The organism is Pseudomonas sp. S4_EA_1b (assembly GCF_016307435.1).
GTDB classification, from domain to species: domain Bacteria; phylum Pseudomonadota; class Gammaproteobacteria; order Pseudomonadales; family Pseudomonadaceae; genus Aquipseudomonas; species Aquipseudomonas rhodesiae.
Genome location: NZ_JAEILC010000018.1, coordinates 1 through 21,487 on the forward strand (window position 1 = coordinate 1; position 21,487 = coordinate 21,487).

The 21,487-nt window shown below is 58.8% G+C and carries 24 protein-coding genes and 1 pseudogene; 11 read left to right on the forward strand and 14 right to left on the reverse strand.

Translation table 11 applies throughout. From position 1 onward, the window contains the following. Positions 1 to 6: 6 nt before the first annotated feature. The 5 genes from cadR to YA0848_RS06840 all read left to right on the forward strand — a co-directional run bounded on the left by cadR (position 7) and on the right by YA0848_RS06840 (position 2,879). Positions 7 to 396: a Cd(II)/Pb(II)-responsive transcriptional regulator gene (cadR, locus tag YA0848_RS06820; RefSeq protein ID WP_198712337.1), complete on the forward strand. Its 390-nt coding sequence runs from the start codon at positions 7 to 9 to the stop codon at positions 394 to 396. Between the two features lie 187 nt (positions 397 to 583). Continuing rightward, on the forward strand, positions 584 to 844 hold the full coding sequence (gene bufA2, locus YA0848_RS06825; RefSeq protein ID WP_004577564.1) for a BufA2 family periplasmic bufferin-type metallophore: 261 nt from the start codon (positions 584 to 586) through the stop codon (positions 842 to 844). A 44-nt stretch (positions 845 to 888) separates the two neighbouring features. Next, positions 889 to 1,725, forward strand: a complete 837-nt coding sequence (bufB, locus tag YA0848_RS06830) for an MNIO family bufferin maturase (RefSeq protein ID WP_003139536.1) — start codon at positions 889 to 891, stop codon at positions 1,723 to 1,725. Next, positions 1,722 to 2,513: an HvfC/BufC N-terminal domain-containing protein gene (locus tag YA0848_RS06835; RefSeq protein ID WP_004577565.1), complete on the forward strand. Its 792-nt coding sequence runs from the start codon at positions 1,722 to 1,724 to the stop codon at positions 2,511 to 2,513. Before bufB ends, YA0848_RS06835 begins: the two co-directional genes overlap by 4 nt. A gap of 51 nt (positions 2,514 to 2,564) precedes the next feature. Continuing rightward, complete coding sequence (locus YA0848_RS06840) at positions 2,565 to 2,879, forward strand: hypothetical protein (protein ID WP_198712323.1); 315 nt, start codon at positions 2,565 to 2,567, stop codon at positions 2,877 to 2,879. A gap of 19 nt (positions 2,880 to 2,898) precedes the next feature. On the opposite strand, the gene YA0848_RS06845 is transcribed toward YA0848_RS06840, so the two are convergent. The 8 genes from YA0848_RS06845 to YA0848_RS06880 all read right to left on the reverse strand — a co-directional run bounded on the left by YA0848_RS06845 (position 2,899) and on the right by YA0848_RS06880 (position 10,975). Continuing rightward, the gene (locus YA0848_RS06845; protein WP_003139539.1) at positions 2,899 to 3,099 is read right to left on the reverse strand and encodes a heavy-metal-associated domain-containing protein; all 201 of its coding nucleotides are present in this window, start codon (positions 3,097 to 3,099) and stop codon (positions 2,899 to 2,901) included. 98 nt (positions 3,100 to 3,197) lie between these two features. Then, positions 3,198 to 4,625, reverse strand: a complete 1,428-nt coding sequence (locus YA0848_RS06850; RefSeq protein ID WP_198712324.1) for a UvrD-helicase domain-containing protein — start codon at positions 4,623 to 4,625, stop codon at positions 3,198 to 3,200. Further along, complete coding sequence (locus YA0848_RS06855; RefSeq protein ID WP_004577567.1) at positions 4,615 to 6,342, reverse strand: ATP-dependent nuclease; 1,728 nt, start codon at positions 6,340 to 6,342, stop codon at positions 4,615 to 4,617. The genes YA0848_RS06850 and YA0848_RS06855 overlap by 11 nt, the downstream gene beginning before the upstream one ends. Positions 6,343 to 6,515: 173 nt before the next feature. Continuing rightward, positions 6,516 to 8,876: a heavy metal translocating P-type ATPase gene (locus tag YA0848_RS06860; protein WP_198712325.1), complete on the reverse strand. Its 2,361-nt coding sequence runs from the start codon at positions 8,874 to 8,876 to the stop codon at positions 6,516 to 6,518. 5 nt (positions 8,877 to 8,881) lie between these two features. Continuing rightward, the gene (locus tag YA0848_RS06865) at positions 8,882 to 9,130 is read right to left on the reverse strand and encodes a DUF2933 domain-containing protein (RefSeq protein ID WP_003246761.1); all 249 of its coding nucleotides are present in this window, start codon (positions 9,128 to 9,130) and stop codon (positions 8,882 to 8,884) included. 79 nt (positions 9,131 to 9,209) lie between these two features. Further along, a complete protein-coding gene (locus YA0848_RS06870; protein WP_004577569.1) occupies positions 9,210 to 9,743 on the reverse strand; it encodes a cupredoxin domain-containing protein in 534 nt (177 codons plus the stop codon). A 147-nt stretch (positions 9,744 to 9,890) separates the two neighbouring features. Beyond that, positions 9,891 to 10,448 (reverse strand): cupredoxin domain-containing protein, encoded by a 558-nt coding sequence (locus tag YA0848_RS06875; RefSeq protein ID WP_021221949.1) that lies wholly within the window; start codon positions 10,446 to 10,448, stop codon positions 9,891 to 9,893. Positions 10,449 to 10,615: 167 nt separating this feature from the next. Beyond that, positions 10,616 to 10,975: a co-regulatory protein PtrA N-terminal domain-containing protein gene (locus YA0848_RS06880; RefSeq protein WP_009686140.1), complete on the reverse strand. Its 360-nt coding sequence runs from the start codon at positions 10,973 to 10,975 to the stop codon at positions 10,616 to 10,618. A gap of 207 nt (positions 10,976 to 11,182) precedes the next feature. Between YA0848_RS06880 and YA0848_RS06885 the strand changes: the two genes are divergently transcribed. The 4 genes and pseudogenes from YA0848_RS06885 to merD all read left to right on the forward strand — a co-directional run. Then, a complete protein-coding gene (locus YA0848_RS06885) occupies positions 11,183 to 11,860 on the forward strand; it encodes a heavy metal response regulator transcription factor (protein WP_004577572.1) in 678 nt (225 codons plus the stop codon). A 2-nt stretch (positions 11,861 to 11,862) separates the two neighbouring features. Further along, the gene (locus YA0848_RS06890; protein ID WP_021221950.1) at positions 11,863 to 13,239 is read left to right on the forward strand and encodes a heavy metal sensor histidine kinase; all 1,377 of its coding nucleotides are present in this window, start codon (positions 11,863 to 11,865) and stop codon (positions 13,237 to 13,239) included. A gap of 133 nt (positions 13,240 to 13,372) precedes the next feature. Beyond that, the gene (locus tag YA0848_RS06895) at positions 13,373 to 13,789 is read left to right on the forward strand and encodes a hypothetical protein (RefSeq protein ID WP_123085818.1); all 417 of its coding nucleotides are present in this window, start codon (positions 13,373 to 13,375) and stop codon (positions 13,787 to 13,789) included. Beyond that, positions 13,789 to 13,962 (forward strand): annotated as a pseudogene (gene merD / locus YA0848_RS06900) (mercuric resistance transcriptional repressor MerD); the annotation flags it as partial. The gene YA0848_RS06895 and the pseudogene merD, both read left to right, overlap by 1 nt. Positions 13,963 to 14,369: 407 nt before the next feature. Here the strand turns inward: merD and YA0848_RS06905 are convergent. From YA0848_RS06905 to YA0848_RS06930, 6 genes are all read right to left on the reverse strand, one after another. Further along, positions 14,370 to 14,798, reverse strand: coding sequence for a BLUF domain-containing protein (locus tag YA0848_RS06905; protein WP_123085817.1), 429 nt, complete (start codon positions 14,796 to 14,798; stop codon positions 14,370 to 14,372). 65 nt (positions 14,799 to 14,863) lie between these two features. After that, positions 14,864 to 15,310: a BLUF domain-containing protein gene (locus tag YA0848_RS06910; RefSeq protein WP_198712326.1), complete on the reverse strand. Its 447-nt coding sequence runs from the start codon at positions 15,308 to 15,310 to the stop codon at positions 14,864 to 14,866. Between the two features lie 2 nt (positions 15,311 to 15,312). Then, positions 15,313 to 16,647, reverse strand: coding sequence for a putative bifunctional diguanylate cyclase/phosphodiesterase (locus YA0848_RS06915; RefSeq protein ID WP_198712327.1), 1,335 nt, complete (start codon positions 16,645 to 16,647; stop codon positions 15,313 to 15,315). Between the two features lie 38 nt (positions 16,648 to 16,685). Then, on the reverse strand, positions 16,686 to 16,997 hold the full coding sequence (locus tag YA0848_RS06920) for an EAL domain-containing protein (protein ID WP_123085814.1): 312 nt from the start codon (positions 16,995 to 16,997) through the stop codon (positions 16,686 to 16,688). Beyond that, on the reverse strand, positions 16,994 to 17,230 hold the full coding sequence (locus YA0848_RS06925) for a type II toxin-antitoxin system RelE/ParE family toxin (RefSeq protein WP_123085813.1): 237 nt from the start codon (positions 17,228 to 17,230) through the stop codon (positions 16,994 to 16,996). Before YA0848_RS06925 ends, YA0848_RS06920 begins: the two co-directional genes overlap by 4 nt. After that, positions 17,227 to 17,505: a hypothetical protein gene (locus YA0848_RS06930; protein WP_012585367.1), complete on the reverse strand. Its 279-nt coding sequence runs from the start codon at positions 17,503 to 17,505 to the stop codon at positions 17,227 to 17,229. The genes YA0848_RS06925 and YA0848_RS06930 overlap by 4 nt, the downstream gene beginning before the upstream one ends. Positions 17,506 to 17,743: 238 nt before the next feature. Between YA0848_RS06930 and YA0848_RS06935 the strand changes: the two genes are divergently transcribed. Then, positions 17,744 to 18,334, forward strand: coding sequence for a recombinase family protein (locus YA0848_RS06935; protein WP_020651377.1), 591 nt, complete (start codon positions 17,744 to 17,746; stop codon positions 18,332 to 18,334). A gap of 4 nt (positions 18,335 to 18,338) precedes the next feature. Beyond that, entirely contained in the window at positions 18,339 to 21,305 is a 2,967-nt protein-coding gene (locus YA0848_RS06940; RefSeq protein ID WP_012585369.1) for a Tn3 family transposase, read from the forward strand. The last annotated feature ends 182 nt before the right edge of the window (positions 21,306 to 21,487 follow it).

The following is a 21,487-nucleotide window of genomic DNA, read 5'->3' on the forward strand; positions in this document are numbered from 1 at the left end:
CGCCGTCTGATCTCCATAGGGGTCGAAACACAGACGATCCGCTTCTATGAACAGCAGGGCTTGTTGCCGCCGCCTGATCGGCAGGACAACGGTTACCGTGTCTATACCGAGAAGCATGGTGAGGGGCTGGCCTTCATCCGTCGCTGCAGAATCCTGGGCCTGTCACTGGCTGAGATTCACGAACTACAGAGCTATCAGGACGACCCTCATCAGCCTTGTACCGCCGTCAACGCCTTGCTCGATGATCACATCTCTCATGTGCGGTCGCAGATAACCGCTCTGCAAGCGCTTGAGAAACAACTCGTTTCACTGAGAGCGAGTTGCAACGATGACCGGGAAGTTGAGGCGTGTGGGGTTCTTGCTGGAATTAGCGAAGGAAACATGCACCAGCAGTAGGTGAAGCATCAACCAGATAATCCGATGAGATGCCGGTCTGTCTCACTCTCATGCAAAGGTAAGATCAACCATTTAATCCGCTTACCCCGAATTTCTTGAGAGGGCATGCTCGGCAGCGATGCCTAAGCTACTCAGGGTCATTCGCACCCGCGGATAAGACCACCAACAATTAAGAGAGATTGTCACTATGTCGAATAAATCCAACGTCGCTACCGGTGCCGCTCTGGCTCTCGTGGCCGCCAGCCTGTTTGCTACCCTGCCTGTCCAGGCCGCCCAGGACACCAAAGCAGCTGAAGTGAAGTGCTTCGGCGTCAACGGTTGCAAGGGCCAGAACGACTGCATGACCGCCAAAAATGCCTGCAAAGGCCAGGGAGAATGTAAAGGCCAGGGTTTCAAGCTGATGACTCAGGCCAAGTGCGATGAGGCCGGTGGCAAGACCAGCGAATAATGCCGTTGCGGGGAGTGCCTGCCACTCCCCTGCTGGAGTCTTGAATGAGTAAGCGCAAAACACTGGGTTTCGGTCTTGGCCTTCGCAGTGAGTATTACCAGCAGATTCTTGAACAGCGACCTGCGGTCGACTGGTTTGAGATCATTTCCGAGAATTACCTGGTGGGCGGTGGCAAGGCCCTCTACTTTCTCGATGCGATTGGCGAGCAATACCCGTTGGTGATGCACGGAGTATCGCTGTCGATCGGCGGTTCGCATAACCTGGACATGGGCTACCTACGACAGCTCAAGCAACTGGCGGACCGGGTACAGCCCCAGTGGGTTTCCGACCACTTGTGCTGGAGTCGCGGCAACGCCCATCAACTCCACGACCTGCTGCCGCTGCCGTTTACCCAAGAAAGCCTGCTGCATGTCGCCGCGCGGGTGCGTCTAGTGCAGGATGTTCTGGAACGTCCCATTGTGCTGGAGAACGTTTCTTCTTACGTGCAGTGGAAGACGTCCAGCATGAGCGAATCGCAGTTTCTCTCGGAACTGAGTTTCCTGACCGGTTGCGAATTGCTCCTTGACGTGAACAACGTCTACGTCAGCGCACGAAATCAGGATTTCGACCCATGGCAGTTCATCTTGGAATTGCCGCACGAGCGGATTCGTCAAATTCACCTGGCCGGGCATAGCGATTACGGGCAATACCTCATCGACACCCACGACCAGCCCATCGCTGACCCGGTTTGGGCGCTCTACAGCAAGACTTTGAGCTACTTGGGTCCAACGTCGACGTTGATCGAGCGGGATGATCATTTTCCACCGTTCGAGGATCTGTTATCCGAGTTGGAGCATGCCCGAGCTATCGCCAATGGCGTGATATCGAGGGCAACCCTTTGAGCCTAAGCGCCTTACAGACTGCATTTGAAACTTACCTGACAGATGGTGCCCTGCCCTCCAACGAGCTTTTGGAGCAAGTCCGGGGTTGCACTGCGCTGAGTGCCCTCGAAGGCCTGCGGATCTACCATAACGCCTATCGCTCGCGCCTGCTGGCGGTGCTGCGCGAGGATTTCCCGGCGCTGCAGCAATGGCTGGGAGAACAGTCGTTCGAGCAACTCGCACTGGCCTATATCGCCGCCTGGCCACCGCGGCATTTCAGCATTCGCTGGCTGGGTGAAAAGCTGCCCGAGTTCATTCGCAGCTACATTGCGGAACCTCAACTTTCACCGATGCGCGAACTCGCGGAGCTGGAGTGGGCTTTTACACTGGCTTTCGATGCTCAGGATGTCGAAGCGCTTTCACTGCAGGCCATCAGTGAGTTTTCGGCTGAAGACTGGGTTTCATTCAGGGTTTCCCTGACTCCATCTGCCAGATGGCTGCGATTGCAGTACAACACCCTGGCGCTGTGGAAGGCTGCCAAGTCTGGGGATCTGCTTCCCGTTGCCACCCAACCAGCCGGGAATCGAGACTGTCTGGTCTGGCGTCATAACCTCGTATGCCATTACCGAAGCCTGGAGCCAGAAGAGGCGTCAGCATTGCGGTTTTTCGTCGAGGGTGGATCGTTCGCCGAACTCTGCGAGTCATTGAGCGCAACACATGGAGAGCAAGCCCCCCTGCAGGCCGCAACTTGGTTGAAATTGTGGGTCAACGAAGGTTTGCTAAAGCTCAGGGCAACTATTCACGAATGACCCGGAACCTATAGGCTAGCGGCTTCTCTTTGGCCACTCCCGAGCGCGTCTATGACACACCGCATCATTCGTTTCAAACAGCAAGCCTTGCTGGACCCAGAGACTTACCAGGCGATGCTGGCCGACGGCGTCGGTCATTGGGAGGCGCTTGTAGGAAAAGTCGTCGGAATAGAAGACGAGAAAAGCCACGAGTTCGCCGCATTGAAAAGCCTGTTCAAGCGAAAGCGCTACTCCTATGACACGCTGGAAATGCGCGAGCCAGGCGATCACTCAAACTGGCTTCGCGGCCGAGATGGGGATGAAGGTATTACTAACGAGGTCACCAGTATTCACGGGCTGAAAGAGCTCTCAGAACTGGAGATTTAGTCGGTCGGCAGGCCAGCGCTCAAGCGCTGACCTGGGCCGCATAACCAAGCTCCTGGATCAGCTCGCGGATCGATTCGGCACTTTCTGTGCTCTCTACAGTGACCTTGCCGGCTGCCCGATCCACCTCTACGCGTGCGTCCTGATCCAGCGTCTGGATGGCCTTCGTGATTTTGCTGACACAACTGCCACAACCCATACCCGAAACATTCAGGCTGAACATCTCTCTCACCTCATTTCGTCCGCGGCTCAAGTTACCGCACAGACAGCATCGACCTTGACACGATGGCAAGGTCAAGTGCGCAAACGCAACAGTAAGGCTCAGCCGTTGTTCACAGGCATCAGGATGGGGTTCGATGAACACACCACTACGTGCCTTGCGCCCCTTGTAAGGGCGACATACAGATTCTGAGCGGTCATAAGTTCAGGATGCAGAACAACCGAGACATCCGCCTCGAGCCCCTTGAGAAGTAATGTGCTGCCTACCGAGCGTCTTGCGATGGGGCGGGCAAGGTGTCGATTGCGTTCTCGCGCTTGAATGGCTGCACTCAGAAAGTCGGCTGTACCTCCCGCCACAGCTTGCATAGCGGACCGGCAGCAGTGCAGAACTTCCGGTCGGTACACCCGTGCCCCCGGCTGTTCGGCGAGGGCGTTGAGCACAAGGAGTGCTCGCTGCGGTGTTGGCTCCCCGACGAATGCGACGGCCTCGGCCTCGGCTGGGGTCGGTGGCGTTCGGGCACGTCCTGTGCGCAGAGACTCCACACGCGTTCGCAGGTTTGCTGCACCTACCCCCGTCATCACGCTTGAAGCAAATTCCGCAAGTTGTGCCAGAGCATTGGCACCCTGCAGGTTAAAGTTCCTGGCGAAGTTGACGAGGTCCCTTAGGTCGACGGCTTCGACGGCCATGGCGCCGGGTGTCTGGCTCGTGAGCTGATGGCGACCTTGCACGTTGATGGAGTCCCCGATGATGAGGACGCTGCCCCGAGCGTTGGGTGACTCGGTTCTAGCGGCCACCAGCCGCTGCTGGACTTCGGTCCCGGCGTTGAGCTGCACCCAGCGCACTTCTGCCGGAGCCGTGCGCAGATCCACCGGCTGGCCAACTTGAAGTTGCTGCCGTATGGCGAGTAGCCACTGCCCAAGGTTCTCAGCTCCGGCCAGCCGCCAGCGCCAGGGTATCCTCAGCTCTCCTGCCGCGGGGAACAGGGGCTGCACCTCATTCGCCCAATGCACCAGTCGATTGCCACGAAAGTCGTAGATGGCTTGCATTGGGTCACCGAGCACGCAGGTCGGTAGCACCTGGGCCAAACCTGACACGATGGCGTGCTGGACGACGTTGCAGTCCTGGTATTCGTCGACAAGCAAGCGCGCGTAAGTGGCACGGAGAGGCTGAGCAAGGTGGCCTGCCTGCAGTAACAGCATGGCGGCGTGCCGAATTGCAGGGTAGTCGGTGTTGGGCTGGTGGAGCTGTAAGATCTGTGGGTTATGGCCGCTTCGCGCTGGGAACTTAGCGATGAGGCGCATCGAGAATCCATCAATGGTGGAGACTCGATATGCGGAGTTAGGAACGCCGGCTCGTCTCAGGCGTGCCCGTAAGGCCGCAACGCCTGCGTTCGTGTGCGTTAGTACGAGTATGGGTTTGCTCTGCCTATGCGCGATGAGCGTCTCGGCAATCAATTGCGTTTTTCCACAACCTGCGGGGGCTGTTATGGAGCCACGCTCGATAGCGAAAAGATCGATCTCAAGGGGCACTTGTAAACGTCCAGAGCTGATTCGTGACTGCCATGAAGCCCTGGTCGGCGTTCTGTAGAGACGGGCCGACGATGTCCCTTGCAACCTCCTGATAGGTTGTCAACGACTTGAACCACCCGCTGTTGCGGATACGAGATGCAGCTCCCAAAAGCTCTCGCGTCGCGGGCAAGTAGCCCTGAATAAGTCTTTCAGCTTTGATGTCATGTAGTGTCATACGTCCTTGGGACTTCGTCTGGATGTGCGCATTCATCAGCTCTGCACCCACTATTGTTTCGGCTTTCGCCAGAAGTGCATCGAGTGCTTGGTCACTGAGATGGCGGAAGATCTCGTCCTCCAGAGTGAGACCTGGTCGCCATGTCAGAATTTGTCCGCCTGCGGCCAAGAATGCTTCAGGTAGCCCTGCGGTCGAAGGTTTGTCGGCGTCTACAAAAACCATCACGCGATAGCCTAGGTTCTGAAGTGCCGTTCCGCGGATAAGACTGTTATCGGGACTTCCCCCGCCGGCGTCCACATAAGCGCCACCATGAGCCAGGAATGAGGTAGCGCCAAGGCTGCCCCACCATTGGTCAAGGCCACGCGCGAAGCCAACCTCGCTGGCACCCTCGCAAACGATAATGGATTTGGCGAGGAATGCCTCTGGGTCCTTCCGAAGGGTACTTTGTACTTCGTTGGCCTCCCCTGCCGCCATAACGCTGTGGCGTTGAGGCCCAGACCGAACAACGAATAACTGGCTGCCGGACAATTCGCGCAGCGCGACCGGTGAGTGAGTCGTCATGAAGACCTGCAGCGGAGCGGCAGCGTCCTTTGCGCCCAGGGAGTCCAGGAATCGCATGAGCCGATGAGGTTCAAGCCCATATTCCACCTCATCGACAAGAGCAATTGGCGCGGCGCTAGCTGCAGCTCTTTGCAACCCTGCCACTAGCAATCGCGACGAGCCCGTGCCAAGGGAGCGAAGGGGAATGCCTGTGTCGCTGTGCAGCGCGATCGCACCCTCGCCAATCGACACAGAATGTGCGTCAAGGAGTGCTTGTGGCATCGCTCCAACCGAAACCCCAAGATGCTGAGCCGTGCGTTGCACCACCTCAAGCGTCTGAGTTAGATGTCCGACGGCTTGATTGCCAAAGTTCGCTCTTGCTTGCCTCGCGGCGCGCGCAAGTTCGGCACCTAGCTCTGCACGCTCGTCAGTAAGTCGATTGAGCACTGAGCCACGACTCCACGACAAGTTCGAACTCGCAAAGCTGCCGATACGGGCGGGTGCTAGTGCCGCTCGTTCCTTCCAGGGAAGAGTGCGTTCGAGTTGCTGCTGCTCCGCACGCTCAGAAAAAAGTGTCCAGGTAGGTTCCAAATCGGCACCAACTTGCAGAAGCAAGGTGATAACGGTCTCCAGCCCCGCTCGCGGTTCGTCTTCGACTTCTCCCGTTCCTGGATTGAATCCACGCAAGAACTCGCCGTAAACATCGATATCCATCAGCGATACCTGCAAATCGCCAAGCGTCACACTGATGGTGATGGGTGTTTCGACGTTCAGAGCGAAGAAGTCCATGTCGCCGAACGTGCCGCCCCGGCGGGCACCGACGCAAAGGTCAATCGCATCTAGAATGCTGGACTTTCCACTATCGCCAGGACCTATGAGGCAGTTAATTCCTGGGGCCGGCACCCAGTCGAGCGCCTGGATAGATCGGAAGTTGCTGATAATCAGTCTGCGAATGCGGGCCACGGAGAGTCCTCATGGGTTAACGACGACCAGTCTCCTACCCGCAGCGGCAACAGTCCATCGAACGTCACCTCGTCACTATGTGTTGCGACAGATAGGTCGGACCGGAAACTACCGTACGGCATTTTCCGGTCAGATGCGCTTCTGAATAATCACCTGGTCGGTGGTATGGAAGCCTATCCGATGTCCGTTGATTTCAACCTCAGAGCATTGAAGACCACCGACGCCGAGCTGACACTCATCGCCAGCGCAGCAATCAAGGGCGACAGAAGATGCCCCATCAGCGGGTACAGCAGCCCCGCTGCTAGCGGGATTCCCATCGCGTTGTAGAGGAACGCAAAGGCGAGGTTCTGCCTCATGTTTTTCACGGTTGCCACTGACAGGGTGCGCGCTCGCAGGATGCCCATCAGATCTCCCTTGACCAGCGTCACTTGGGCGCTGTTCATCGCCACATCGGTACCGGTGCCCATGGCGATACCTACGTCAGACCTGGCCAGGGCGGGCGCATCGTTGATGCCGTCACCCGCCATGGCGACACGACGGCCATAGCCCTGCAAATCGGCGACCAGTTTCTCCTTATCCTGCGGTTTGACCTCACCATGCACTTCCCCGATTCCGAGCTGCTTCGCCACGGCTCTTGCTGTGGTGAGGCCATCACCAGTGGCCATGATGACCTTTACGTCTTCGCTTTGAAGCTTGGAGACAGCCTGTTGAGAAGTAGGCTTGATCGGATCGGAAACGGCCAGGAGTCCCGCCAGGCGACCATCAACGGCCAAATAGATGATGCTGATGCCTTCCAGACGCAGTTGCTCGGCGCGATTGCGCAGCGGGGTAATATCGACGCCCGCCTCGTCCATCAGTGCGGTGTTGCCGAGCTGCAGCTGATGGCCATCGACCTGACCGCGCACGCCAATACCCGAGCCCGACTCGAAAGTGTCCGGCTTGACCAGTGCAATGCCTTGACCCCGCGCATGATCGACGATGGCATGAGCCAGCGGGTGCTCACTACCCTGGTCGAGACTGGCAGCCAGGCGCAGCACTTCATTGGAGTCGTAACCGCCTGTCCCTTCCGCACTATGGAATACGGGGCACCCCTCAGTCAGGGTTCCGGTCTTGTCGACGATGAGCGTGTCGATCTTGCATAGATTTTCGATGGCGCTGGCATCGCGGAACAACACACCGCTGCTAGCGGCCTTGCCAGTCGCAACCATGACGGACATCGGGGTTGCCAGACCCAGGGCGCAGGGACACGCAATGATCAGCACCGCCACCGCATTGATCAGGCCAAATACCCAGCCAGATTCCGGCCCGAACAGCCCCCAGCCGAAGAAGGTCAGAATCGCGATCAGGATCACCCCGACCACGAAATACCCCGCAACGGCATCGGCCATACGCTGCATGGGTGCCTTAGAGCGCTGGGCCTTGGCCACCATCAGCACGATCTGCGACAGCATGGTTTCGGCACCGACTTTCTGCGCCTCCATAACTAGGCTGCCGTGGGTGTTTAGGGTGGCACCGATAAGGGCATCCCCTGCCCGTTTGGTCACGGGTAACGGTTCTCCAGTAAGCATCGATTCGTCGACTGCGCTCTCACCCTCCAGCACAGTGCCATCTACAGGAACCTTCTCGCCTGGCCGGACACGCAGATGATCGCCCTGATGGACATGGGTTAGAGGAATGTCCTCTTCTACTCCATCGGGCATGATGCGCCGCGCTGTCTTTGGTGCCAGTCCCAGCAGCGATTTGATAGCTGCGGACGTCTGCGAGCGGGCCTTTAGTTCGAGCATTTGGCCCAACAGCGTGAGTGAGATAATCACCGCGGCTGCTTCAAAATAGACGCCGATACGTCCGTCCTGGACAAAGGCCGCCGGAAACGACTGCGGAACCAAGGTAGCGGCCACGCTGTAGAGGTAGGCAGCTGCAGTTCCCAATCCGATCAGCGTCCACATGTTGGGGCTGCGGTGCCGGATGGAGTCAATGCCGCGGGCGAAGAACACCCAGCCACCCCATAGCGTCACGGGCGTCGCCAGAGCCAGCTCGACCCAGTTCTGGGTCGTGCCATGAAACAGTTGCAAGGAATGGCCAGCCATCGCCAGCACGGTCACGATGACGGTCAGCGGTAGGGTCCACCAGAATCGCCGAGAGAAGTCCTTCAGCTCCGGGTTTTCCTCCTCTTCCAGCTCCGGGATGACAGGCTCCAGCGTCATGCCACAGATCGGGCAGTTGCCAGGGGTCGGTTGGCGAATCTCTGGATGCATCGGACAGGTATATGCGGCTCCTTCTGGTGCCGATATCGTAGGGTGACTCGTATGCTGATGTGCTTCATGAGACGAGTGGCCCATGTACGAGTGGGGATCAATTTGAAACTTCTGCAGGCATTTGGCACTGCAGAAGCGATAGGTCTTCCCTTCAACGCTCTCGCGGTATGGGCTATCAGATTTCACCTCCATGCCACACACCGGGTCGCGCTGGCTCTCGGAGTGGGCGTGCGAGTTATGTGAATGATCCTGGTCATGATGGCAGGAGGTCTTTTGCATGCGATCTATGTCCTTTCTTCGTCCTTGGAAACAGCGGTGCTGCTGGAGTGGGAGTGCCCGCCGTGATTGTGGCCAAACAGATGCATCAGCGGGCATAGCAGCAGGATGAGGTACGGCAGGGCCTGCGAAAGATGACCGTAATGCTCACGCGCTACATAGAAGATGCCGATTACGGCCAGCATGATCAGCGCAATGCCAATCTTGCTCTTCCAAAAAGGCGGCTCAGTGGTACTGGTGTGATGGGTATGGTCCACGACAATAGCCTCGTTTCAATGGCGGCCGGATCAGTATAGGTGTCTCAGACTGGACGGAGTTGGCGAGTATCAATAAACGTCAGCGTACGGTCACCTTACCGACCATTCCCGACTGATAATGTCCTGGAATATTGCAGGCGAACTCCAGTTCGGTGGCGGCGGAGAAGGTCCAGATCAACTCTTCGCTTGCTCCAGGTCCGACAAGAACACTGTTGGGGTCATCGTGTTCCATACCGACCATCTTCATGCCGCCCATGGCATGGCCCATATTGCTCATGTCATGCACACCTGTAGGGGACAGCGTGCCGTTCTGAAACATCGCGGCCATCTCTTTCTGGTGCGCGGCATGGGATGCCGCTTTGCCAAGATTGAATTCGTGTAGCAGTGCACCGTCATTTTTCAGGACGAAGCGAACTGTCTCGCCTGCTTTGATCTCCATTGCTTTGGGTTCGAAGAAGATGTCCCCCATCCGGACTTCGATGGTGCGATCTACTGCCTGACCGTCTCCCGGTTGCCCAATACTGTCTTTCTTGTGGCCCGGGCTGGCCAGCGCATTGGCAGCACTGAGCAGCAAGCCAAGGGTGGTGATTATGAAAGCGGGTCTGAGTTTCATGGTGTGCCTCTGAGGTGTTGAGGAGGGATGAGTCCCGATGCTAATGAGGTGCAACTGGCGGTACGCTGACGCGAAAACTACATCGCAGTAAGGTTCGTCAGATCGGTGCTACCCAGCCCGCGGCCAACGGGTAGCACCGGTGCCGGACTAACGCAGAGCAAACTCACCGACCATTCCCGCCTGGTAATGCCCAGGCAATGTACAGGCGAAGCTCAAACTGCCCGCCTGAGGGAAGGTCCACACGAACTCTTTAGTTGTGCCGGGCTCGACGAGAACCGCGTTCGGGTCGTCATGCTTGGCTTTGATGACTTCCGGATAGCCTGGAGGGTTGGAGTCTCCCGTGCCATAACGCTCATGCCAGACAATGCGCTCGGCCATGCCGGTCGGGGTCAGTGTGCCGTCCTTGAACAAGGACGCCATCTTGCGCTGGTGCTCCAGCTGGGACGCTGCCTGCCCGATGTTGAACTCGTGCATCAACGCGCCCTCGTTCTTCAGAACGAAGCGCACGGTTTCACCTGGCTTCACATCGATCGTTTTCTGGCTGTAGTTGATGTCGTCCATCTTTACCAAGATGGTACGAGTCGCTGGCGTCGCCTGGGCCTGCTGCCCAATGCCATTGCTACTGCCGCCGACCTCGGCAAATGCCGGAAAGGTGGTGCTGATGAACAGAGTGCTGATCAGCAGTTTAAGGGGTAAGCGTTTCATGGTGAGACCTCGCGATGGGTGCTGGAAATCTCATGCTATTCCCCGCTTGCTGCCAGGCCGCTGACCCCAGAACTACAATTGCGTCAGCTGGGAAAAAGCACGGCGCCACAAAGGCGCCGCTAGGCCAAAGGAGCAATCACGAAAGGCCTGGAAGATGGGGGAAATCTTTACTGATGGCATTCCTTATCGGCCATCATCAACTTGTGCTCTCGAATCATTTGACCCAGCACGTCGTCTACCAACTTGTCATGCTTTTCCATCCAGGCCAGATGCTCTTCGGCAGACATGTTCGGCGCGGGATGCTCGTTGTGCAGCTGGCTCATGATGTCTTCGAGCATGTTCATATGCGCCTTCATGTGCACATGCCGCTCGCCGACCGGGGCCTTCTCCGCCTGGTTCAGCACGACTTCTGCTTTGTCGCGCATCTGCTGGATGCGCTCGAATACACGGTCGCTGCCCCCTTCGGCCCAAGCCATAGAAGACAGCAGTAGCGAACCAACCAGGAGCAAAGGTTTCAGCGATTTCATGGGGCAGTCTCCATCAGTGCAAACTATGGCCGGCACCTCTGCTTTTGGTCTGTCGAGGGCCGAGAGCACAACCTAGTGCTCATGCTTGCACCTTAGACAAGCCACCCTGTCAGCGAGCTGAAGCCAGAATTACATTTTCGTAAGCTTCTGGTTGGGGCCGCGGTTTGCCTGCAAACTCAGGCCACCCGATATTTGGAGTCTGCTCGCATGAAACTACTGGTAGCTGAAGATGAACCCAAAACCGGTGCATACCTGCAGCAAGGCCTCAGTGAAGCGGGCTTCAATGTCGACCGGGTTATGACCGGTACAGATGCTCTACAGCACGCTCTGAGTGAGTCCTATGACCTCCTGATCCTGGATGTGATGATGCCTGGGCTGGACGGGTGGGAAGTGCTGCGCATGGTGCGCGCCGCAGGAAAAGACGTCCCCGTATTGTTCTTGACGGCACGCGATGGTGTGGAGGACCGCGTTAAAGGGTTGGAGCTGGGCGCGGACGACTACCTGATCAAGCCATTTGCTTTCTCTGAACTTCTGGCCAGGGTCAGAACGCTGCTGCGTAGAGGCAATGGCTCACCCACGCAAACAACGATGAAAATTGCCGATTTGGAAGTCGATCTGATGAAGCGTCGCGCCATCCGCGGCGGTAAACGAATTGACCTGACCGCGAAGGAGTTTTCACTGCTGGAACTGCTACTGCGCCGGCGCGGCGAGGTGCTCCCGAAGTCGCTGATTGCCTCTCAGGTTTGGGACATGAATTTCGACAGCGACACCAATGTTATTGAGGTTGCGGTACGCCGGCTACGCGCAAAAATCGATGACGATTTCGATCTCAAGCTGATTCATACCGCCCGCGGCATGGGATACATGATGGATGCTCCGGAGTGAATATGAAGCACCTTTCGCTGACCGCACGCATGAGCCTGATGTTCATGTCCGCGGTAATTGCAGTCCTGACGGTAGCAGGGCTGAGTTTCAATATGCTCAGCCAGCACCACTTCAAGATGCTGGATCGGCAGGCCCTGGTGGAGAAACTCGAATCCGCCAAACATATCCTCAACAATGCTCGCGGTGAAGCGAGCCTTTCGGAAGAATTACCGCAGTTGCGAGCTTTGCTGGGAGCCCATCAGGATCTGGCCGCCACTATCCTGGCCAGTGACGGTTCTGTACTGTTTTCCGACCCCAGAGCAGTCGAAGTACCTGAGCGTTTCAGACGTGCAAATGAGCAGAGCATGTGGGAGTGGCAGAACGGCCAACACATGTACCGTGGCATGACGGAGCAAATCTCGGTAGCCGATCAGGCTGAGCCGCTCACTGCGTTGCTGATTCTTGACGTCACCGATCACACACACTTTTTCGACACGCTGCAACGATGGTTTTGGATTGGATTGGTCATCAGCGCCCTGTTCAGTGCCACACTCGGCTGGGTGGTTGCTCGCAGCGGCCTTAGGCCTCTGCGGCAAGTCACTCATGTGGCCTCCGGGATGTCCGCTCGCTCGTTACAGGAGCGAATCCCTCTCGAACCAGTGCCGCGGGAACTTCAGCAACTGGTTCTCTCCTTCAATGCGATGTTGGCTCGGCTAGAGGATGCCTTCGTTAGGCTCTCCAATTTTTCGGCCGACATTGCCCACGAGCTACGAACTCCAGTCAGCAATCTGATGACCCACACCGAGGTCGTGCTGAGTAAAAAACGCGATATCAATGCCTATGAGGAGAATCTGTACTCCAACCTGGAGGACTTGAAGCGCATGTCTCGGATGATTGATGACATGCTGTTCTTGGCCAAGGCTGATAATGGCCTGATCATCCCCGAGCAGGCCAGGATCGAACTGGCTGACGTAGTCTTCAAGCTGTTTGACTACTACCACCTTCTGGCCGAAGAGCGCGGCATTGAGCTATCGCTCACAGGCAAAGGCCAAGTGCTGGGAGATCGGCTGATGCTTGATCGCGCGCTATCCAACTTGCTGTCCAATGCGCTGCGCTACACGCCGGCGGGACAGACAATTTCGGTTCTGATCCGCGAGACAGAGGACTCCACTACCTTCAGTATCGAGAACCCAGGGGACACAATCAGCTCAGAGCATCTAGAGAAGCTCTTCGACCGCTTTTACCGGGTTGACCCCGCTCGGCGGGAGGGCAGCCCGAGCAACGCCGGGCTCGGGCTTGCAATCACCCGATCCATCATTGAGGCTCACAAAGGCCGCATCTGGTGCACCTCAGCGGCTAGCCTCACGGGCTTTCACATCGAATTGCCCCATCCCAGATAATGCCGGTCTGGCGGTAAGTAGGCTACAGCTAACCGCTAGCCCAACTTGACAGGGTGGGTGCAGGTGCAACTCGACTGAGCGCAGATTGCATTCGCCATCCAGATAGGTAACGAGCGGAGAGCGAGGTTGAAGCATGAGCAACACGGCAGGCGAACTCGGTAGGTGCGACAGCCTACGCAAGACATGGCAGGTGGTCAGCTTCTGGGGGCTGCCTGCCGTCGTGGCGACGATAGCAATTGTTCTGGCGGATCGACGCCCTGCGTTGTTCCTGGCAGCAAACGCCGCGCTGGTCGTGATGGGCGGCGCCTGCCTGGTCAACGCCGCGCGCTGTCGCCGCCTGCACTGCTACATCACAGGGCCTTACTTCCTGATGCTCGCGCTGAGTGCGCTACTGGCTTATGCGTTTGACCAAAACGGCGAGCATCTCTCCAGGCTGTGGCTGCTACTGGCTCTGGCTACCGTACCGTTGCTCATCTGGCTACCCGAGCGCCTAGCCGGACGGAAATATCTGAGTGCCCCAGTTTGCGGTGAAGATCGGGAGTGTCGGTGATGAATGCCTACTCCATATCCAGATTGGCCGAGGCCGCGGGCGTCAGTGTCCATATAGTCCGAGATTATGTGCTGCGCGGCTTGCTGCATTCCGCGCGGCGCACGGAAAGCGGTTACGGTATTTTCGATGAGCGGTCCCTCGCGCGGCTGTGCTTCGTGCGCGCCGCCTTCAAGGGGTAGATCAAGCAGTCGTGTCACCAGCCGCCATTTCGATCACGGCAATGGCAGCCGGGCGTTCACGTTCAAATTGTTCCGGTCTGGATGAGGCCGACTGACGTCTCGGATGGCGCGTGACATACGAGCGCTGTGACTCCTGCAGGGGCGACTCAACAGCCTGACCGGACGGCGAGCATCGGCCCTTCTCACGTATTCGTCATGTCAGCTTTGACGCTGCGCACGCGACGGCACCCGACCCTCACCCGACGGTCACTGAGGCAAAGACTGAGCGGCGCTTTTCCGAGCGAAGCTGTCGTTCCAGCAACAAGCCTCTACAACCTCGCAATAAAGACGAGCTGTGTTCAAATCGTCTGAGCAACCTCCATGGAAGCTTGGGCGCATCACCTTACTCAGACGGATGATTATTAAAACTTCGGTTTGAAGAGGGCCAACAGCCCAAGGCAACCCGTTGGATCGTCAGCAAAGCGCTCTGCAACCAATCGGCTATTCATGAACTGCGAGAATCCCGGCGTCGCTTGTACGGCTGGATCAGACAAATCTCGAAATCCCATCGACCAGTCCGAAAACATTCGCTCATCGGCCTCGCCGTCCAGAAGCATTGTCGCGCCGCGATGGCGAGGGTCTTTCACAATGGTCTGATACAGCGCCTGCACGACGGTTCGCTCACCCTCGAGCAACTGGATGAAATCCCCGTCTTTGTAGAGCAGCAGTCCGGTCACACCCAGGCGATTGTTCTTCTCACGAGCCTTTGAAAGCAGCTCAAGCAGGGCCGATTTACTGAACAGCTCCGAGGCTGCGCTCACGTATACAACGCGATAAATTGGGGTTGGCATAGCCCTCGTTCTCTGATGGGTAATTTTTTATTCAGTAATCGAGTGCTGTCGAGTCCGCCGATTGATCAGGCGTTCTTCAGCACCCCTTGATGCTGCGTGACGAGCCGGTCCAGCGTGCTGACAAGGTTGCGTCCCGCTTCTTCGGCCTTGATTTTGTCCTTGGAGTCGAGAATCCCTGCGGCATCGAAACGCATCTCGTCCTCGATGCCAGCAAAGGCCATGGCCCATTCGCCGAAGCTACGCTTCTCGATCGGCTCAAAATGCAACACGGTAACCTGCCCATGGCGGCTATCGAGCTGGATGTTCTCGAATAGTTCCTCCAAGACCTCCTCAGGGCCTTCGATAACCTGGCAAAAATAGCCGCCCGAGTAGAGCAGCGCACCCGTCACGTTCAGTGCCGGATTGTTCTTGTGGGCACTGGCCAGGATGGATTTGATTTCTGCCTCGATTACGTCACGGTCGCCCTTGATCGTGTTCTTGCTGATGTAGGCCAGGCTATACAGTGCGTTCATCGTCATGCTCCGTGAGAGAAGGTTTTGATGTAGTGCGAAATCTCGCCGGCTGGCAAGGGCTTGGAGTAGAAGTAGCCTTGAATGAGGTTGGCGCCCATTAGCCGGACTTCATCGAGTTGGCGTTGGGTTCCGACACCCTCCACGACGGCGGTAATCTCGAATGTGTCTGCCAGTGAAAAGATTGCCTGGATCAGCTTGTGGCTGCGTCGGACCTCGTCGGGCGACTCCGAGTCCAGATCCTTGATGAAGGAGCGGTCCAGCTTCAGGTAATCCAACGGAAGTTGGTGCAACTGCGTCAGGGACGAATAGCCCGTACCAAAGTCGTCGAGCGCAATTCTGCAGCCCATCTGCTTCAGCTGGCGGAGGGTTTCACCCATGGTTTCGACAAACGCACTCGACTCAGTGACTTCCAGCTTGATCAGGCTGGGGTCGAGTTGGGACTGCGCGAGAGCCTGTGAAACCGTATTGAGCAGAATCGCCGGCGCGATGAATTGGCTCGGGCTGATATTGATGCTCACCCCGATCCTGAGGTCATTGGCGCCGTTGGGCCAGACTGCAGCGTCCGCGATGGCCTTCTGAATGACCCAGCTTCCCAGGACGTCCATCACCTGGATTTGCTCGGCCATGGGGATGAACAACGCCGGCGAGATGAAGCCTTTCTCGGGATGCAGCCACCGCATGAGCGCTTCGAATGCGTGAATCTGCCCGGTCTTGCAGTCGATGATTGGCTGGTAGTGAATCTGAAACTCATCATTGGCCAGGGCCCGATGCAACTCAACATGGCGATTGACGAGTGAAACCCGCAGGTCGTTCTCGAGCCGATGAGCCTGCCGTGCCTGCTCTTCCATCTCGGGTTTGTAAAAAATCGCCCGGCTCTGAGTGGACTTTGCGGCATGCAAAGCGATTTCCGAACCCTGCAATAGCAAGGCCGCGACCGGCAACGAAGAGTCCATCGTTGCAACACCGATCCGCACGCTGAGCACGATGATTTCACCGCGCACTGCGAAAGGTCGCCGGGTAAAGTCATCGAGACGTTCGATCGTGTCGTCAACGGCATGCAGCCCTTCGAACAGCAGGCAAAAGTGGTCGCCGTGCGCCCTGGCGATGTACAAGGCGTTCGGGAAGGTTTTCTGCAGCCGCTTGGCGGTCATCGTGATGATCTTGTCCGCCACGGCCCCGCCCAAGCTGCTGTTGATGCTGCCGAAGCGGGATATCTGGACCGACAGCAAGGTCAAGTCTCGCTTGCCAAGCGCGTCTTGCTCTTGCAGCGCCGCCTCCAGCCCGAGCCGGTTCAGCAGTCCAGTCAGGGGGTCTTGGTGTATCGACGAGATGTCCATTGGATTGTCCTAAGTGCCGCGCCTGATAGTACGCTATCTCAAGCCTGCTGCATCTTGGCCAGATGAGTCTCAAACGCCTCAAGTTGCAAGGGCTTTGCAAAATAGAAGCCCTGAAAGCCATCACAACCATTGCCCACCAAGGCCTCGATTTGAGCGGCTTCCTCCACCCCTTCCGCAATGAGCCGCAGGTTGAGCGCTTTTGGCAGGGCAACGATGCTCCGCACGATGGCCAGACTGTTGGCTGAATGTGGCAAATTCCTCACGAACGAGCGGTCGATCTTCAACTCGTCCAGCGGCAGCCGCTGGCCGCCTGCCGCCGACCGCGGTCTGGCTCGAAAGCAGTCAGTCAACGCGCCGTTTCGCCGTCGATCTGGTACACCAGGCGATAGCTTTCATGCGGGATCAACTCGCGGGTGTCAGGAACGATTCCCGGCTTGCCCAACATGGGGTGCTGGGTCAACCGGGCGGCCGCATCGCTGAAAATCTCATCCATCCGGGCCGCCGCGCGCGGATTGTCGGCTGCGATGTAGTCCCACACATCGGCACGGTCTTGCTGCGCTTCGGGCGTCCAGACAACTCTCACGACTGCCTCGCCACACTGGCACGCCGTGCGGCGAATTCGGCCTCAACTTCATCGTTCGATCGCCCCAATCCAGCGCGCATTGAAGCCCGGCCGGCCTCGACCTTGCGGCGCAGGAACTCGTCGTACTCGCGCGACTTGCGCTGGCTCTGAATGAACTCGCGCATCAACTCGCGCAGGACTTGCGACGCCGGGCGATGGGCCGCTTCGGCTTCGGCCATGAACTCGGCGCGCAACTCGGGCTCCAGCTTCATCGTGAAAACGGCTTGTTTTGACATGATCGGGTCCTCCTGCCACCTAATACTAACAAAGTATATACGTCGTCTTTACTAAGCGCTACTCACAGAACACTGCAAGGCGGGCCTGCGCTATGCCAAGACCTGTCGGAAAACATTTGTTTGTCGACAGATCTTCAACAGCCCTCTGCACCAAGCTCCGAGTGGCCGCAAAATTGTGCGGAAAACTGTGTCGCCAGACGCTACCATGCGGAAACCGCGTCTTGATGGTTTTCCGCTTATGTTAGTAGGTTACATGCGCGTGTCGTCAGATTCCGACCGGCAGAGCACGGACTTGCAGCGCGACGCGCTGCTCGCCGCCGGCGTCGATCCGCGTCACCTGTTCGAGGATTACGCCTCCGGCGCGAAGGACGACCGCGCCGGCTTGGTGCAGGCGCTCGAATTCGTCAGGCCCGGCGACGTACTGGTCGTGTGGAAGCTCGACCGGCTCGGCCGATCGCTGTCGCACCTACTCACCATCGTGACCTCGCTCAAGGACAAGCGGGTGGCGTTCCGCTCGCTGACGGAGAATCTGGACACCACCACGCCATCGGGCGAGTTTCTATTCCAGGTGTTCGGCGCACTCGCGCAGTACGAGCGCGCCTTGATCCAGGAGCGTGTCGTTGCCGGCCTGGCTGCTGCCCGCAAACGTGGCCGGATCGGTGGGCGGCCGCAGGCAATCACCGGCGAGAAGCTGGATGCCATTATCGCCGCGCTCGAAGGTGGCATGTCCAAGGCAGCCGTGTGCCGCAACTTCGGCGTGAAGCGGACCACCTTGATCGAAACTCTGACGCGGGCCGGCTGGCCCGCGTCAGTGCCCCCAGGAGCGTAGCGGTATGGCGGACGGCGGCGGCAGTAAGGAAGATCAGTGGGTATTGGCGCCAGCCGAACGCGAACTGGTGATGACCAAAAACCGGGCGAACCGGTTGGGCTTTGCCATCCTGCTGACCTTCTTCCGCGATCGCGGCCGTTTTCCGCGCGACGAAACCGAAGTCGAGGTACAGGGCATAGCCGCGCTCGCCAAACAACTCGACGCACCCGCGCCCATCGATGGCGAAGCCTTCCTCACGGGCCGCACTGCCGAGCGGCTGCGCGGCGAAATCCGCGTGCGTTTCGGCTTCCGCGAAGCGACGGTAGCCGATGCCGAGATGCTGACGGAGTGGCTGCGTGATCATGTTGCCGGAGAAGTTGGCGGTGACATTGAGCCGATGATCGAGCGGCTGGAAGGACGTTGCCGCGAACTCGCCATCGAGCCGCCGAAACCAGACCGGATGGAGCGCATCGCGCGCAGTGCGTTGCGCTCCCACGAAGACCGCTTCCATAGCTGCGTGTATGGGCGGCTGCCGCCCGCGACTCGCGAACGCCTGGATGCCTTGCTGCGCCCAGAAGAATCGGGCCACGGGGAGAGCGCCGTTGAAGATGCTCAAGGCGAAGCCGCAGGCAACGCGCCGGCCGTCTTGCTGAAACTGCGCGGCAGTCCCGGCCGCCCAAGCCTTGCCAGCATGCAGGATGAGTTGGCGAAGCTCGAACTGATCCGGGGGATCGAGCTGTCTGCCGATCTGTTCGACAGGACTTCGCCGCGTGACCTGGAGCGCTGCCGCCAGCGTGTGTCGGTCGAGGTTCCCCGCGACCTGCGCCGACATCCCGATGCAGCGCGCCTCACCTGGCTGGCCGCTTTCGTCCACCTGCGCGCCCGCAGCCTGACCGACGACCTGGTGGACTTGCTGATCGAGACCATCCACCAGATCGGCGCGCGTGCCGAACGCAAGGTCGAACGCGAACTGCTGGAGGACCTCAAGCGCGTGTCCGGCAAGCAGAACCTGCTGTTCAATCTGGCCGACGCCACCTTGGCCCAGCCGGACGGCGTGGTGCGCGACGTGGTGTTTCCAGTGGTCGGCGAGCAGACGCTGCGCGATCTGGTCAAGGAGTGGAAGGCCACCGGCCCGACCTACCGCATCACGCTGCGCACTGTGATCCGCAATTCGTACCAGGGCCACTACCGGCGCATAGTACCGACCTTGCTGGCCGCGCTGGTATTCCGCTCCAACAACGACCGCCACCGCCCGGTGATGGACGCGCTCGACCTGGTGAAGCGCTTTGCCGACACCAAGGTGCATACCTTCCCAGCCGACATCGAGGTGCCGCTCGATGGCGTGGTACGTGGCCTGTGGCGAGAAGCCGTCATGGAGACGGACGCCGCCGGCCGGGATCGGGTCAACCGCGTCACCTATGAAATCGCCGTGCTGGAAGCCCTGCGCGAGCGGCTGCGCTGCAAGGAAATCTGGGTGGTCGGCGCGAACCGCTACCGCAACCCCGACGACGATCTGCCGGCTGACTTCGAGCAAAACCGCGAGGACTACTACCGGGCGCTGAACCTGCCTCTCGATGTGGAGCGCTTCATCGCCGACTTGCAGGCCGAAATGCGCGCGGCGCTGTCCACCTTCGACGCTGGCTTGAAGAAGAATCCATCCGTCCGGCTGAGCAGCAAGGGCGGTGGCTGGATCACGCTGACGCCGCTCGATGCGCAACCCGATCCCCCCAATCTGACCGCGCTAAAGGCCGAACTCAATGTCCTCTGGCCGATGACCAGCCTGCTCGATATGGTCAAGGAAACCGATCTGCGGTTGAGCTTTACCGATGCCCTGAAAAGCCCGACCTCCTACGAGTCGATGGATCGCTCGGTGTTGCAGCCGCGCCTGCTCCTGTGTCTGCACGGCCTGGGCACCAATGCTGGCTTGCAGCGCATGGCCGGGCTGGATTCCGGCACCACGGCGCGCGACCTGGCCTATGTGCGCCGCCGTTACATCAGCGTGGACGCGATGCGCCGCGCGATTGCCATCGTCGCAGACGGCACGCTGCAAGCCCGCAACCCGGCGATCTGGGGTAGCGGCACCACCGCTTGCGCGTCGGACTCGAAACACTTCGGCGCGTGGGATCAGAACCTCACCACGCAATGGCACGTCCGCTACGGCGGGCGCGGCGTGATGATCTACTGGCATGTCGAGCGCAGCTCGCTGTGCATCCATTCGCAGCTCAAGTCGCCGTCGTCGTCGGAGGTGGCGTCGATGATCGAGGGCGTGATCCACCATTGCACCGAGATGGAGGTGGATCGGCAGTATGTCGATTCGCACGGCCAGAGCACGGTGGCGTTCGCCTTCTGCCGCCTGCTGGGCTTCCAGTTGCTGCCACGGCTGAAGGCCATCCACTCACAGAAGCTGTACCGGCCAGAGACCGGCAAGGCCGACGCCTACGCGAACCTGCAACAGATTCTGACCAAGCCCATCGACTGGGACTCGGTGCGGCAACAGTACGACCAGATGGTCAAGTACGCTACCGCGCTGCGCCTGGGGACAGCGGACACCGAAGCCATCCTGCGCCGCTTCACCAAGAAGAACGTGCAGCACCCGACCTACAAGGCATTCGCTGAGTTGGGCAAGGCGATCAAGACTATCTTCCTGTGCCGCTACCTGCACGACGAGGCGTTGCGCCGGGAAATCAACGAGGGGCTGAACGTAGTCGAGCAGTGGAACGGCGCGACCGACTTCGTGTTCTTCGCCCGCCGGGGCGAGATGGCGAGCAACCGCCGCGAGGATCACGAGGTCAGCATGCTCGCGCTGCACTTGATCCAGAACTGTATGGTCTACATCAACACGCTGATGATCCAGAAGGTCTTGGCCCTGCCGCATTGGCAGGGCAGGTTCACACCACGCGACTACGCCGCCCTGACGCCGCTGATCTGGGAACACGTCAACCCGTATGGTCGGTTCGATCTCGATATGAACACCCGGCTCGACCTACCGTGATCGAAATGGCGGCTGGTGACACGACTGCTTGCTCTACCCCTTCAAGTCTGGTATCGGGCTCGACGAATTGGCGAGGCTCTGTCGAGCGCTCGATGCGGACGATAGTACCGATGTGATCAGGTGTATCGAGCGCTTGCTCCGGCAAATCGCGACACGGCAGGCGGCTTTAGCCGCAGTGAATT